Source organism: Kitasatospora sp. NPDC088779 (genome assembly GCF_040685395.1).
In the GTDB taxonomy this organism is placed as follows: domain Bacteria; phylum Actinomycetota; class Actinomycetes; order Streptomycetales; family Streptomycetaceae; genus Kitasatospora.
This window is the reverse complement of record NZ_JBFBHW010000029.1, coordinates 81,971-95,928: the sequence shown is the minus strand read 5'-3', so window position 1 is coordinate 95,928 and position 13,958 is coordinate 81,971. Positions and strand designations below refer to the sequence as shown.

Sequence of the window (13,958 nt, the reverse complement as noted above, 5' to 3'; positions counted from 1 at the left end):
CGCGCAGATCCGGGCTTCCGCCCGCAACGGATGGACGTGGTGTCGCCCTTGTCACCCTCCCGACCGCCCGCGGCGTCACTTCGGCTGCGGGCGGTGGTTGTGGAACAGGACGATCCCCTCCACCAGCCCCTTCTCCACCACCGCCGGGGTGGCGCGCAGCCACTGGAGTGCTTCCGCGCTGGTCGGGGTGTCGACGACCAGCTTGTAGAAGGACAGGTAGCCCGCCACACGTTCCAGGAGCACGCTGTCGGGGATCGGGATCCCCGCCCCGAAGGCGTCGAGGGGGTCCCGGTTGGCGGCACGGTAGCTGTCCATCATGTGGAACTCGCCGGCGAGTCGACTGCGCTCGGGCGTGAGCCGGTCCCCGGGGATCGTCTTCAGGATCGCGGAGAGCTTCCCCTGGCTCTTGCTGTAGCCGTCGCCCATGGCGAGTTTGAGCGCCGCGGCCGCCTCTTCGCCGAACGCGCGCAACTCGGTGGAGATCTTCCGCTGCGCCATCGTCTGCGGCTTCTCCTGGGACTTGAAACGGCCGGTGACCGAGTCGAGCGCGTGCTGCATCTCGTGGGTCACGGTCGCGGCGAATTCCCGCAGTTCGAGCGGAGAGGCGTCGTCCTTGGGCGGGGTGATCCTCAGCGCGCCGCCCTCTCCCTCGTTGCTGAGCGCGAACAACGCGCGCGCACTCTTGATGTCCGTCTGCTCGTCGATCTCGATGGTGATGGCGGACTCCTCCAGGGCCTTGAACAACTCCTTGTAGGGGACGCTGAATCGGACACCTTCCTGCTCGCCGGACGCCTGGTGGAGCAGGTCCGCGAAACGGTCCGGCGAGAGGTGCTGCCGTGACCAGTCGGCCTTGGCGTAGGTGATGGCGCGCTGCACGACCGGCGCACCGGGGCGGGCGGCTGGTGCGTCCCCCGTCCTCCGCTGGGCGGGGACAGCGCCGCTCAGCACCCGGGTCGCGTTGGCTTCGGCCTCCCGCTCGAAGCGGTCGGACGGGGAGGAGACCTTCAGGCCGTCGCCGTTGTCGGTGCCCGCGACGGGGCCTTGGCGCTGTTGCACGACGTGCGTCAGCTCGTGGGCGAGGGTGTGCCGGTCCATGCCGCCGTCGCCGATGACCACGTGGTTGCCCGAGGTGTAGGCGCGGGCGCCGACCTCAGCGGCAGAGGCTCGGGCGGCCTGGCCGGTGTGGATGCGGACGTCGGAGAAGTCGGCGCCGATCCGGGCTTCCATCTCGGTGCGGGTGGCGTCGTCCAGCGGCCTGCCGCCCGTGCTCAGGACGTCGTGGACGGTGGACCGCTGTACTGGTGCGCCCGCCCCGACGGCGGCCTGCGGGTGATCGCACCCCGCACCGTGCTGGTGCCTGGACCGCTCGATCACGCGCGAGACCGCGGCGTTGCCGATGCCGCGCTGCAAGGCGAGGGCCGTCTGCGCAGACCCGCCCCCGAGGCTCAGCCCCAGCCCGTCGGCCGCCGGAGCGGCCTTGCGCGGCAGGTCGCGGCGCCGCTGCGGCTCCGACGGCTTGCCGGGGTCTTTCGCGTGCATGGGAACCCCTCCAGAGGCGCGACAGGTGTTCCCTCTGACATATCCGGCCGGACTGTCGTCGCGCAGCACAACGGACGATCGGGCACCGTTCTGTGCTCCAAAGGGCACGGGAGAGGGCCGGGGCGCGCACCCGTGCGTGGGAGCGCCGACCTGCGAGCAGCGCCGGCGCTTGGCAGCCCTGTCGGTTTCACCGTTCGACGGTGATGTCACTTCGACGACGAGCACGGTCTGGTCCGGGAGGAGCGCTCCCTCCGTCTTCGCCGGCTCGGCGGGCACGACGGCCAGGTCACGATGCGTCGGTGTGACACGGGCGTCCAGCGCCCGGCCGGCGGCCGTGTTCAGGGGGCCGCGAACAGCCGGGGGAAGCCCGGGGCCAGCCACGGCCTGCGGCCCCAGGCGAGCACCTTGCCCCGGGCGAGGGCGCCGGTGGCGGTGTAGCGGCCCAGCGCGATGAGGAAGAACGCCACCGGCCCGGTGAGGATCGTGCAGTCCGGGCGGCGCGGCGGCTCCTGGCTCACCACGGCGACACCGTCCGTGAAGGTCACCGCGAACCCGCCCAGGCCGCGCACCCGCAGCCGGTAGCAGGCGCTGTGGCCCGCCGCGGCGCGCGCGTCCAGCACCCGGGGCATCGCCGTCCGCAGGAAGGGCATCGTCAGCCCCACGCGGTGCCGGTCGATCGGGTGCGGCCGCCCGAGAGCGAGGGCGATGTCGTAGAGGTGGCCCAGCATGTGGGTCAGCAGGTAGGCGCCGAGGGTGTCCAGGTCCATCGGGCCGAGCGGGGTCAGCACCGGCTCGGTGCCGGCACGCGCGCCGGCCGCCGCCGTGAACTCCCGCGCCTGCCGGGCGATCTCCCCGCCGAGCACGGTCAGGTCCCGCTCCGGCCGCCTGGCCAGCGAGGCCGCGTTCGCGGCAGCCAGCGCACCCGGAGTGCCGTCCCCGTACGGCCGTTCCTCGCCGGCGGCCAAATCGGCCATCAGCTCGTTGGCCATCGCCAGGTGGGCGGCGGCCTCGCCGACCGTCCACTCGGCGCCGGGTATCGGGGTGTCACCGCGACCGCCGGCGAGCAGGGCGACGGCCTCGTCGCCGACGGCGGTGACGGCTTCGAAGAGCGCGGTGCGCGCGGCACCGGGGACGTGCTCGGGGAGCGGGAGGGTCATGCTGGTGAAGACTGGCCGACCCCCGCACCGCTGTCCAGACCCGCGACACGGTCCGGTCCGGCCCCTGACCATCGCGGCCCGCCCGGACGACGAGAGCCGGTCAGCCCGCTATCGGGCCCGCAGACCCCTACACGCGGCTGAAGCCGTGGCTGCGCTCCACTTTCGCCACGTGCAGCGTGTAGTTCTGGTACCACTCGGCTTGCCCGCGCTTCTGCGCCGCGCGGTGCTCGACGTTGCTCCGCCACTCCGTGAGGGCGTCGGCGTCGCGGAAGTACCCGACGGTGATGCCCAGGCCGCCAGGGGTCTGGGCGTGGTCCATCCCCAGGTACCCGGGGATGTCCTTCACCAGGTCTTCCATGCGTGCGCTGGTCTCGCTGTAACCGTTCTGGTCCTGGGTTCGCACCGTCGTGAAGACGGCCAGGTAGTAGGGGGGTTCATAGGCCTCGACGGGCACGACAGGTGCTTCGGGGTGATCACTCATGGCGCCACCGTAAGGCGGGATGCGCCGAACGATCCAGCTCTTTCCTGAACGGCGACGCGCATGACGTCCTCGTCCCGGTGTCAGCTCCCGGGGGTGGCGGCGGGGGCGAAGGCGAGGGCGGTGTTGTGGCCGCCGAATCCGGCCGAGGTGCTCAGTGCGAGGTGGAGGCGCTGGCGGCGGGGGCCGCCGTGGACCAGGTCGATCGCGCCGGTGTCCCGGTCGGGGACGGCGAACCCCGCGGTGGCGGGGACGAGTTGGTGCTGCACGGTGAGCACCGTCAGGGCGGCTTCGATGGCACCGGCGGCGCCCATCGTGTGGCCGAGCGCGCCCTTGGCGGAGGTGACGGACGGGGGGCGCCGGGCGAAGAGCCGGTCGATCAGGCGGGCCTCCGCGGAGTCGTTGAGCGGGGTGCTCGTGCCGTGGGCGTTGACGTGGTCGACGTCGTCGGGGCAGGCGCCGGCCTCGGCGAGGGCCAGCCGGACGGCCGCTTCGAGTCCGCGGGCTTCCGGGTGCGGTGCGACGGGGTGGTAGGCGTCGGCGGCGGTTCCGGTGCCGACCAGCAGGGCTCTGGGTGTGGCCTGCCGCGACGTCGCGTCCGGCCGGCGTTCCAGGACGAGGAAGCCCGCTCCCTCGCCGATGACGAAGCCGTCGCGGTCCGCGTCGAACGGGCGGGAGGCGCGGACGGGGTCGGTGTTGCGGGAGAGGGCCTTCATCCGGGCGAATCCGGCGACGCAGACCGGAGTGATCATGGCGTCGGTGCCGCCGGCCAGGGCGATGTCGCAGGCTCCGGTGTGGAGCAGCAGGGCTGCGGTGTGGATGGCGGCGGCCCCGGAGGCGCAGGCGGTGGCGGTGTGCAGCACCGGGCCCGTCGTGCCGAGCTCGATGGCGAGTTGAGCTGCTGCCATGTTCGGCAGGAAGGCGGGGAGCGCCAGTGCGGACACGGCGGAGGGGCCCAGGGTGCGGAGTCGTTCCGCCGCGTGTTCGTAGCTGCCGACTCCTCCGGCGGCGGAGCCGAGGACCAGGGCGACCCGGGCGCCGTCCCAGCGCGCGGGTTCGAGGCCCGCGTCGGCGACGGCCTCCCGCGCGGCGGCGATGGCGAAGCGGGTGGCGCGGTCCAGCCGCCAGGGCTGGCGACCGCCGACCAGCGCGGCGGAGTCGCCGGGGACCCGGCAGGAGAGAACGACGGGGAGCCCGGCGAGCGCCGGGTCGGGTGCTGCCGTGCTGCGGGCGTCGAGGACGCCTCGCCAGGTCGGCTCCGCCCCGTGACCGGCCGGGGTGGCCAGGCCGATCCCGGTGACGGCGAGCGGTGGGCGGGACGCGGTCATGCGGCCGGGCCGGGCGGCTGCTCGGGGTCGACAAACAGGTCGGGCTCGACGGACGCGACGGGCTCGACGGGCCGGACGGGCTGCGCGAGCAGGGCGTGGATGCGGCCGACGAGCTGGCCCACCGTCACGTCGGCGGCGGAGTCGAGGTCGTCGTCCAGGGCGACGCCCCAGTGGTCCTGGAGGGTGACGACGAGTTCGATCCGGGCGAGGGAGTCGAGGTCGAGGTCGTCGAGGGCGGCGTCGTCGCCGATCGTGTCGGAGGGGGTGTCGAACTTCTCGGTGAGCAGGGTGACCAGGTGCTCGCGGACGGGGTTCACGGTGGGCTGACCTCCTCGTGGTCGTGGTCGTGGTCGTGGCCGTGGTGCGGGGGCCGGGGTTCCGGGGCGGCCGTCCGTACGGGTGCGTCCGGCCACAGCAGGGTGGCGGAGGCCCAGGTGAGACCGCCGCCGAAGGCGGTGAGCAGGGTCGGGGCGCCCGGGCGGCAGGCCCCTCGGGCGGCGGCGTCGGCGAGGGCGAGCGGTACGGAGGCGCCCGCCGTGTTGCCGACGTCGCGGATGTTGCCGAAGCGGTGCCGTGGCGGGATGCCGAGGCGGTCGGCGACGGCGTCCAGGATCCGCTGGTTGGCCTGGTGCCCGATGAAGGCCTGGACTTCGCGGGCCTGCCAGCCGGTCGCGACCAGGGCGGCCCCGGCGGAGGCGGCCATCCGGCGTACGGCGTGGGCGTAGACCTGGCGCCCGCGCATCCGGAAGTAGCGGTCATCGCGCCCGGGGGCTTCGGTGGCGGGGAGTCGGGAGCCGCCTGCGGCCACGGTGATCAGGTCGCTCTCGCCGCCGTCGCTGCCCCAGTCGGTCTCCAGCAGGGCACCGGGTTCGGTGGTGTCCCCGGGGCGGAGCACCACTGCGGCGGCGGCGTCGCCGAAGAGCGGTGCGGTGTCGCGGTCGAAGGGGTCGACGATGGCCGAGTACTTCTCGGCCGCGACCACCAGGGGGGTGCGGCAGGCGCCGCTGCGGAGCAGAGCGGAGGCCGTGGCCAGGCCGTAGAGGAAGCCCGAGCAGACGGCCGCGAGGTCGAACGCGGGGACCGGTCCGAGGCCGAGGCGGTGGGCGACCTCCGGTGCGGTGGCCGGGCAGGGGCGGTCCGGCGTGGTGGTGGCCAGCAGGAGCAGGTCCGGGCGCAGGCCCGGGGAGCCGGTGGAGTCGATCGCGGCGCGCGCGGCGGCCGTGGCCAGGTCCCCGGTGCTGACGCCGGGTCCGGCCAGCCGCCGGCGGTGGATGCCGGTCCGGCCGGTGATCCACTCGTCGGTGGTGTCCAGGCCGCCCCGGGCGATGACCTGGGTGTTGGTCACCTCCCGGGGCGGGAGGCTGGATCCGAGGCCGGCGATCACCGCCGTGGCACGGCGACCGGGGGCGGAGGCGAGGGTGGGGGCGGGGACGGGGGGTGGGGAGGTCATGCCGCGGCGAACGGGGAGGGCGGCTTGGGGGTGCCCGCAAGGCCGCCGTCGGGGACCGAGAGGCCGCCGTCCAGGGCGATCGCCTGCCCGGTGAGGAAGGCGGAGGCGGGCGAGGCCAGGAACAGCGCCGCCGCGGCGACCTCCTCCAGTTCGGCCCAGCGCCCCATCGGCACGTGGGCCAGCAGCCAGTCGGTGAGCGCGGCGTTGGTGTGGACGGCGGCCGTCATGTCGGTGCGCACCCAGCCGGGGCACAGCGCGTTGACCCGGATCCCGCTGCGGGCCCAGCCGACCGCGAGGCTGCGGGCGAGGGAGACCTGGGCGGCCTTGGTCGCGGCGTAGACCTCCATCATGGGCGTGCCGACCAGACCCGCGACCGAGGACATCAGCACCAGGCTGGCGCCGTCCGACTGCGCCAGGTACGGGTGGGCGTGCCGGCAGATCGCGGCGGTGGCGTTGAGGTTGACCGCGACCACCTCGTCCCAGACGTGCTGCGGGAGGTGCTGCAGCGGTGCGAGGAGTGTGCTGCCGTCGGGGTTGGTGGGCAGGATGCCGGCGTTGTGGACGACGATGTCGAGGCCACCCAGCGCCTGGGCGGCCTGGTCGACGATGGCGGCCTGCCCGGTGTCGGCGAGGTCGCCGGGCACCAGGACGGGGGTGCCCCCGTAGCGGGCCACCTGGTCGGCGGTGTGCTTCAGCGCGGGCCCGGTGCGGGCGGAGAGGGCGAGCCGGGCCCCGGCCTGGGCGAGCGCGACGGCGACGGCCTGGCCGATGCCGCGCGAGGAGCCGGTCACCAGGGCGCGGCGGCCGTCGAGGCGGAAGCGGTTGAGGATGGTCATGGGGGTGTTCCTCCGGTTCCGGCGGGGCGTCAGTCGGTGGCGTTCCGGGCGGGGGTGTCTCGGACGGGAGTGTCCCGGGCGGGGGTGTCCAGGTCGCTGCTGGACCGGACGGGCGCGCGCAGGGCGCGAGCGCCCGTCCAGGTGAGCAGCGCACTGCCCCAGGTCAGGCCGGCGCCGAAGACGCAGACGAGCACGCGGGCCCGGTCGGCCAGCAGGCCGCGGGCGGCGGCGTCGGCCAGCGCGAAGGGGGCGGAGGCCGCGCCGATGTTGCCCGTGAGGTCTCCGGTGATGTGCAGGCGTTCGGCCGGGATGCCGATCCGGTCCGCGACGGCGCGCAGGAGCAGCGGGTTGGGCTGGTGGGTGATGAAGGCGTCGATGTCCTTGAGGGCGAGGCCGTGGTCGGCGAGGGCCTGGTCGACGAGGCGGGGGAAGATCTCGGCGATGAAGTCGCGCACGACCCGGCCGTCCATGTGGATGTGGTGCAGCCCGGCGTTCAGGCTCTCGGGGCCGGCGGGTATCCGGCTGCCGCCCGCGGGGATCAGCACGTGGTGCGCGCCGCGGCCGTCCGAGCCGAGGCGGAAGCCGTGGAAGCCTGCGTCGTCGTGGACGGGGCCCAGGACGGCCGCGGCGGCGCCGTCGGCGAAGAGGACGGCGGTGCCGCGGTGGGCGGGGTCGACGAACTTCGAGTAGGCCTCGACGCCGACGACCGCCGCGTACCGGGCGCCGGGGGTCGTGGCCAGCCAGGCGTGCGCGATCTTGGCCGCGAACAGCCAGCCGGAGCAGGCCGCGCTGACGTCGAGTGCGACGGCGTTGCCGGCGCCGGTGAGGGCCTGGACGCGGCAGGCGGTGGCCGGCCCGAGTTCGTCGGGGGTGGAGGTCGCCGCGACGACGAGGTCGAGCCGGTCCGGCGGGATGCCGGCGGCCTCGCAGGCGGCCAGTACGGCGGCCGCTGCCAGGTCCGAGGCGGCCTCGTCGGGTGCGGCCCGATGCCGTTCGACCACGCCGGTGCGCTCGGTGATCCAGGTGGCCGAGACACCGGCGGGCGGGCCGACCTCGTGGTTGCCCCGGACCTCGGCGGGCAGGTACGTGCCCATGCCCAGGACGCCGGTCATGGGGGGCTTCCTTCGGTTCACGACGTGCTCCCGGTGCGGTCGGAGGAGCCGGTGGAGGAACTGGCGGGGGCGCCGGCAGGGGCGCCGTGGGCGGCCAGGAGCGCGGCGGCGTAGTCGGGCTCGTCGAGGGCGGTGCGGGCGAGGCCCGCCCCGGGGTCGAGGGCGGCCACGATGTCCGGCAGGGCCTGACGCAACCGGTCGCACAGGGCGTCCATGGCGGCGGGCAGGGCGCGTACGGCCGAGGGGGTGAGCACGCCGGTCGCCAGCAGGGGGCCGGCCAGGCGCCGGGCCTGGCGCAGGCCGTCGAGCGCGGCGAGGTCGGCCGCCTGCGGAACGGGCCACCCGTGCGCGGCGGTCCCCTCCACCGCGGCCTCGGCCGCGAGCCGGCGGGCCTGGACGTCCCCCAGCTCCAGGGCGTCCTCCAGCAGCGGGTTCCACAGCTCCAGGTCTCGCTGGAGCGAGCCGTGGAGCGCCTCGGTACGGGCCGACGCCGCGGCGGCGAGGTCGTCGGCGAGCCGGTCCTGCAGCGCGGTGACGACCGCGGGCCACCACGCCGCGTCGGTCGGGTCGGCCGAAGACAGGCCCGGGTCGGCCGGGAACCGGCCCGGACCGGCCCTCCGCCGATCGGGGCGTGCCCGCTCCTCGGCGAGGGCGCGGCCGGCGTCGAGCAGGATGAGGGTGTTGTCGCCGCCGGCGTTGTCGAAGGCGCGGGCGAAGCCGAGGTAGCCCGGCAGCCGGTTGTGGTCGAAGAGGCCCGACACCCCGCAGCGGTGCTGGAGGGAGTCGACGAGTTCCGCCACGGCCCGGGTGCTGTGCGCCTTGTGGAGGGCGAGCGAGCGGTCGACCGCGGCCCAGGGGGAGAAGGTCATCGCCGTGCCCGGCCCGTCGGAGGGCTTCGCGGCGCGCAGCCCCGCCCACGTGGACAGGGCCGCCCGGGCCGTGCAGCGCAGGGAGAAGGCCGCGGCCAGCGCTCCGACGACGGCGTGCTGCTGGGTGCGGTACTCCAGGACCGGGCTCCCGGGCGCCAGCCGGCCGTGCGAGCGGCGGCCCGCGCTGAACCGCCAGGCCATCGCCGCGCTGCGGCCCGCCAGGCCCGCCATCGCGGACGGCAGGGTGGCCCACAGCCCCTGGCCGCAGCTCAGGGTCCGCTGGAGGCGGGCGTCGGCGCTCGGCTGCGGGTCGTGCAGCACGCCCGTGGCGTCGATCCCGGCCCCGTCCGCCAGCCAGCGGTCGTACGGGATTCGGGCGCCGTGGAACCGGACGAGGCCGTAGGGCAGCGGGAGCGCGCCCACCGGGAGCGGGCCGGAGACGGACACGCCCGGTGCCGGGCGGCCGTCGACCCCCGTGATGTCGACGAGGAAGGAGAACACTCCCCCGTCCCGGGCGCCGGTCAGCAGCCGTGCGCAGACCACCGCCTGCTGGGGCAGGCCGAGCGCCGCGACGGAAGAGAACTTCGCGGCCCGGTGGTCCGGGGTGTGCAGCGTGAACGCGCGGCGGGCCGGGTCGAACCGGGCCTCGGTGCGGATCCCGAGGTGGCTGCCGGCGTCGCCGATCTCGGTGACCAGGAAGGATCCCTTGGTGCGTGCGTGTGCGAGGGCGCCGTCCGGGTCCGCGGCCTTGCCGCCCAGGAGGACCAGCGAGCCGACGCACAGGGTGTAGTGGGAGAGGAAGGTCTGGTAGAGCGATGGATCCGCCAGCGCCGTCGCCTCGCTGAGCGCGGCCAGCAGTTCCGCGTCGGCGACCACCTCGACCGCCGGCGGCAGCGAGGCCGCCAGGCGGGCCAGCCGCCGGTGCGCGCTGACGTCCGTGCGCAGGGCTGCCGCCCCGTGTTCGGCCCGGTGGTCCGCCAGGAGCTGTCCGAACTCCGAGGCCCGCCGGGGAGGGAGCAGCGCCGAGAGGCGGGTCAGGACGTCGATCGCGCCGGCCTCCTCGCCAGGCTTCCGTTCGGTGTTCAAGAGTCCCCCCGTGCGGCCGTCGTGGTCGGGTGGTGGTGGTGCGACGTGCCCTCCCCCGGCGCGGCGGGAGGCGGGCAGGAGCACGGGGGCGGCAGCGGCGTCTGGGGGCCGGTCGGCCACTGGCCGTCGGCGACCGGCGCGAGCGCGTCCTGCCGCGGGTCGATCCTGCGCACGCTGTTCGTCAGCGTGCTGCCGGTGCCCGCCTCGACGACCAGCGAGGCGTCCGCCATCGACGCGCCGAACACCGCAGGCAGGTCGAAAGGCCTGACCAGGCACGCGGACAGCGCGCTCGGCAGATCGCTGTCCGCGCGGTAGAACTGGCCGGCCACCGCCGAGTACACCGGTCGGCGCGGCGGGGACAGGCGCAGCCGCCGGGCGAAGTGCGCGAACGCACCGGCCTCGTGGACGAGAGCCGGGTGGTGGCTCATGAACGGGAGCCGCAGCCGCTGCGCCCCCACGCCGTGCGCCGTCGCCGACCGTTCGACGACGGCGAGCCCGTCGAGCGGGCCGGAGACCACCGTCTCCCCGCCGTGGTTGACGCAGGCCACGACCACGCCCGTGCCCGGCCCGGCGGCCGCGAGCAGCCGGCGGGTTGTGGCCGGGCCCGCGCCCAGCAGTGTCATGCCGCCGCCGTGGCCGGTCAGCAACTGCCCGAGCCGGCAGGCCAGACGGGCCCCGTCGGCGACCGAGCAGCATCCGGCCGCGGTCAGCGCGGGGATCTCGCCGAAGCTGACCGCCAGGAGACGGTGCGCCCGGCAGCCGTCGGCTTCGAGTGCGCGGTGCACCGCCAACGACACACCGAACAGCGCGAGTTGTACGGTCCCGGCCGGCTCGGCGGCCAGCGCGCCGGCACTGAGCGGGGAGTCGCCGGTCAGGTGGGAGCCGCCACCGGAACGGGAGTCGCCGGTCAGGTGGGAGCCGCCTGCCAGCCGGGGGCCGATCGGCGCCACCCCGAACTCGGCGGCGACCACGTCGGCCTCCTCGAAGACCTCGGCGACCGCGCGTGCCAGCGACCCGACGCGGGGAAGCGTCCGCAACAGCGGGGTCAGACTGAAATCCCCCTGCCCGGGGAACATGTGAACGAACTTTCCGGTGGCCGTGGGACTCTGCGGACGCTGCGGGCCGGACATCACGGATTCCGCCTCCACCCTGGGGCACGTTCGAAGGAAACGCCCCGACGCCACCGATGGTGGAGGCTGCGGCCGCCCTCGCGGGCCCTTTTCGACGGCCGGCCCGTCAAGCTTTTCCGGGCGTCAACTTCCCAGGAATTACATCGAGTTGAGAATCCCATTCGGGCATCCCGGCGGCGCTGCGAGCGGATAGCATGGCGGGATGTGCGCAGCGCGACCGCGTACCGCGGAGGCCGGACCGGGCCGCCGTGAGCGCGGCGTCGACGACCCGCCGGGAGAGACATGGCCGTCCGCCGTGTGCCGAACGCCCGCCTTCGCGAACTCCTCGAAGAAGCCCGATGGACCGGAGAGCAACTGGCCCGGGCCGTCAATCAGATCGGCGCCGAATCCGGATGGGCCCGGGCCTACGGGCGCGCCTCGGTGCACCAGTGGCTCACCGGAGCCGTTCCCCGCAAGCCCGCCCCCCACCTGGTCTGCGCGGCGCTGGGCCGTCGGCTCCGACGGCCCGTCACCCTGGCCGACGCCGGATTCGGAGATCCGCCGCCGGACACCCCGGCGCCGGATTCCCCGGCGGTGCTCGCGCGGCTCGCGGCGGCGGCCGTCGCACCCGATCGCCACGGGAACCTCCTCTCCTACCAGCCGCCGCCCGCACCGCCCGCAAGCCCGACCGGCCTGGCCGAAGCCCTGACCGGAGGCCGGACCGAAGCCCCGACCGGCGCGTCGGTACCCGCGGGCGCGAAGGCGCCCCCGCCCCAGCCGGACGCGCTCGCCCTGCTGCTGCCCGTCTTCTCCGCGATCGACCGCGTCCACGGCGGAGGCCAGGCCCGCACCGCACTCGCCGCGTTCCTCGCGACCACGGCGGCGCCCATGCTCGCCGCACCCGCCCCGCCCGTCCGGCACTTCGGCATCCTCGGAGCCACCGCCCGACTGTGCTACCTGTGCGCCTTCATGCACATCGACGACGACCTCAACGGCCTCGCCGGCCAGTACTACCGCCTCGCCCTCGACCTGGCCCGGCACGCCGGCGACACGGCCGCCCAGGCGATGACCCTGCGCGCCATGGCCACCCAGGCCTACGAACTCGGCCACCGGCGCCAGAGCCTGCGCCTGGCGCAGGCCGCCGCCGACTGCCGCATCAGTTCCTCGGCGCCGCGGCTGCGCGCCTCCGTCCTGGGGCAGCTCGCCCTGTCCGAGGCCGCCCTCGGCGATCGGACGGCCGCGCTGCGCCACATCGGCGACGCCCGCGACCTCCTCACGAACGCCACGGGCCCGCCACCGCCGATCGGCGACTACCACCGCGCCTCGTGGGACCACCAGCGGGCCCTCGTCGGAGTCGAACTCGGCGACCCCGCCGGGGCGATCAAGCTCCTGGAGGTGTCCGCCGCCCGCAGGCCCCGGGGCGAGTCCCGCTCCCGTGCCGTCGTCCTCAGCAGACTGGCCGAGCGCCAGCTGGCGGCCGGACACATCGAAGCCGCCTGCGCCACCTGGCACGAGTTCCTCGACGTCTACCCGCTACTGGCCTCCCGCCGAGCCCACCTGGCCAGGGCGCGGATGCCCGGGCTCCTGCTCCCCCACCGCCGGCGGCCGGCCGCGGACCACCTCATCCAACGGGCCACCGCCCTGGGGCGTGCCTGACGATTCGCGCACGCGGTAGCGGCCGAGCCTTCTCCCCGTCAGGGCCGGCGCGGAGTCCGCGCGAGGACGTCGGTCGCGACCTCCGTGACCGTACGGTGGTAGGCCACACTCACCGGCCCCAGGCCGCCGATCGCCCCGACCACGGCGTCCGTCGCGTCGACAGCGCCCTCGGCAGCCCGCAGCGGGGCGATCACACCGACGGTCGCCGCCGCCGCGATCTCCTCCGGCCGCAGGGCGTTCAGACCGTTGAACGCCACGAACGCGCCGGAGCGGATCGACGCCGCCAGGGTGCTGCCGGCGGAGACCAGCACCAGGTCGCTGGACTCCGCCACCGCGCGGACGGCGCGCCGCCGGTCGGAGGAGCGGTAGCACCACTGATCGGGGTGCTGGCCTCGAAGCAGCGGGAACCGCGCGCGCAGCACCCCGAGGATCTCCGCGACCTCCTCGACCGGTGAGCACGGGTGCTGGACGAAGGACAGCCGCTCGGGATCGACGGACCGCAGGGCCTGCGCCCCGGCCACGTCGGGCACCCGGACCCGCCCCGCCTGCTGCGCGGCGGGGTCAGCCGGGGCGAAACCGCCGCCGAGCACGAGGACCGTGTCCCCGCGAACCTCGTACTGCCGGACGGCGGCCCACGTCGCGGCCGCCCGCGGGCACTCGGCCTGCCCGGCGCCCCCTGCGGACGGGGGAAGCCGGTTCAGGGGCTGGGACGGGACGACCGGGGTCGGCCCGCACGCGGGCGCCGACGCGCAGACGATCAGCCGCCTGGTCCGCACCGTGGCCGACCAGACGCGGACGGCCTCCGCCGCCACCGCCTCCTGGCGGGCCGGAGCGATCACGGCGATCCCCACCACGGCCCCGTCCAGGTCGATGTAGGTCGTGGCGAACAGCCGCCCACCCCGGCCCGCCGGCAGGATCCCGCCGGCACCGATCCGGGCGGCGAACCCGCGCTCGTGGAGCCACCCGGCCACGAGCGGGGCCGCCGGACAGGTCACCGGTCCGCGCGTCGGATGGACGTAGCCGGACAAGACGGTGATCGGACCGTCAGGGCCCGATGCCACGTCGGACTGCTCCGTCAACCGGGACCGGTTCATGCCAGCTCCTCCCCAGGGTGGATGGCCACGTCGTTCGGCTCCGGCGTAGGTCGCGGATGCCGTTGGTGATCTTCCGAGTGTGCCCGGTGGAGCCGCGTCGGCGAGCTGCGGACAGCGCCGTGGACAGAGGTGTCGCCGGCGGGTGTCCGGCGGGCGCAGCCGGCAGCGCTCCGGCGGGGGCGGCGGGGGCTGGAGCGGGCGACGGGCCGGATGTGAAAGTCGGATTCTCCATGAATCCGACCCG

12 protein-coding genes are annotated in these 13,958 nt (G+C 75.3%); 1 reads left to right on the top strand and 11 read right to left on the bottom strand.

The genetic code is table 11. The annotated features are described in order from the left end of the window. Window positions 1-75: 75 nt before the first annotated feature. The 10 genes from AB0P03_RS25380 to AB0P03_RS25335 form a co-directional block, all read right to left on the bottom strand. The gene (locus AB0P03_RS25380) at window positions 76-1,539 is read right to left on the bottom strand and encodes a DUF4157 domain-containing protein (protein WP_363630903.1); all 1,464 of its coding nucleotides are present in this window, start codon (window positions 1,537-1,539) and stop codon (window positions 76-78) included. Between the two features lie 338 nt (window positions 1,540-1,877). Further along, complete coding sequence (locus tag AB0P03_RS25375; protein ID WP_363630901.1) at window positions 1,878-2,696, bottom strand: maleylpyruvate isomerase family mycothiol-dependent enzyme; 819 nt, start codon at window positions 2,694-2,696, stop codon at window positions 1,878-1,880. 127 nt (window positions 2,697-2,823) lie between these two features. After that, the gene (locus AB0P03_RS25370) at window positions 2,824-3,177 is read right to left on the bottom strand and encodes an antibiotic biosynthesis monooxygenase (protein ID WP_363630900.1); all 354 of its coding nucleotides are present in this window, start codon (window positions 3,175-3,177) and stop codon (window positions 2,824-2,826) included. A gap of 80 nt (window positions 3,178-3,257) precedes the next feature. Beyond that, a complete protein-coding gene (locus AB0P03_RS25365; protein ID WP_363630898.1) occupies window positions 3,258-4,502 on the bottom strand; it encodes a beta-ketoacyl-[acyl-carrier-protein] synthase family protein in 1,245 nt (414 codons plus the stop codon). Further along, window positions 4,499-4,819, bottom strand: coding sequence for a phosphopantetheine-binding protein (locus AB0P03_RS25360; protein ID WP_363630896.1), 321 nt, complete (start codon window positions 4,817-4,819; stop codon window positions 4,499-4,501). The genes AB0P03_RS25365 and AB0P03_RS25360 overlap by 4 nt, the downstream gene beginning before the upstream one ends. Next, window positions 4,816-5,952 carry a beta-ketoacyl-ACP synthase 3 gene (locus AB0P03_RS25355; protein WP_363581133.1) on the bottom strand — a complete coding sequence of 379 codons (1,137 nt, stop codon included), beginning with the start codon at window positions 5,950-5,952 and terminating at the stop codon, window positions 4,816-4,818. The genes AB0P03_RS25360 and AB0P03_RS25355 overlap by 4 nt, the downstream gene beginning before the upstream one ends. Next, entirely contained in the window at window positions 5,949-6,788 is an 840-nt protein-coding gene (locus AB0P03_RS25350; protein WP_363630894.1) for an SDR family NAD(P)-dependent oxidoreductase, read from the bottom strand. The genes AB0P03_RS25355 and AB0P03_RS25350 overlap by 4 nt, the downstream gene beginning before the upstream one ends. Window positions 6,789-6,817: 29 nt before the next feature. Beyond that, window positions 6,818-7,900 (bottom strand): ketoacyl-ACP synthase III, encoded by a 1,083-nt coding sequence (locus AB0P03_RS25345; protein WP_363581129.1) that lies wholly within the window; start codon window positions 7,898-7,900, stop codon window positions 6,818-6,820. Between the two features lie 17 nt (window positions 7,901-7,917). Further along, window positions 7,918-9,855: a hypothetical protein gene (locus tag AB0P03_RS25340; RefSeq protein WP_363630892.1), complete on the bottom strand. Its 1,938-nt coding sequence runs from the start codon at window positions 9,853-9,855 to the stop codon at window positions 7,918-7,920. Continuing rightward, window positions 9,852-10,931, bottom strand: a complete 1,080-nt coding sequence (locus AB0P03_RS25335) for an acyltransferase domain-containing protein (RefSeq protein WP_363630890.1) — start codon at window positions 10,929-10,931, stop codon at window positions 9,852-9,854. Before AB0P03_RS25335 ends, AB0P03_RS25340 begins: the two co-directional genes overlap by 4 nt. 336 nt (window positions 10,932-11,267) lie before the next feature. Between AB0P03_RS25335 and AB0P03_RS25330 the strand changes: the two genes are divergently transcribed. Beyond that, complete coding sequence (locus tag AB0P03_RS25330; RefSeq protein ID WP_363581123.1) at window positions 11,268-12,620, top strand: hypothetical protein; 1,353 nt, start codon at window positions 11,268-11,270, stop codon at window positions 12,618-12,620. A gap of 38 nt (window positions 12,621-12,658) precedes the next feature. Here AB0P03_RS25330 and AB0P03_RS25325 read toward each other — a convergent pair whose 3' ends face one another. Then, window positions 12,659-13,714: a hypothetical protein gene (locus AB0P03_RS25325; RefSeq protein WP_363630888.1), complete on the bottom strand. Its 1,056-nt coding sequence runs from the start codon at window positions 13,712-13,714 to the stop codon at window positions 12,659-12,661. Between the last annotated feature and the right edge of the window lie 244 nt (window positions 13,715-13,958).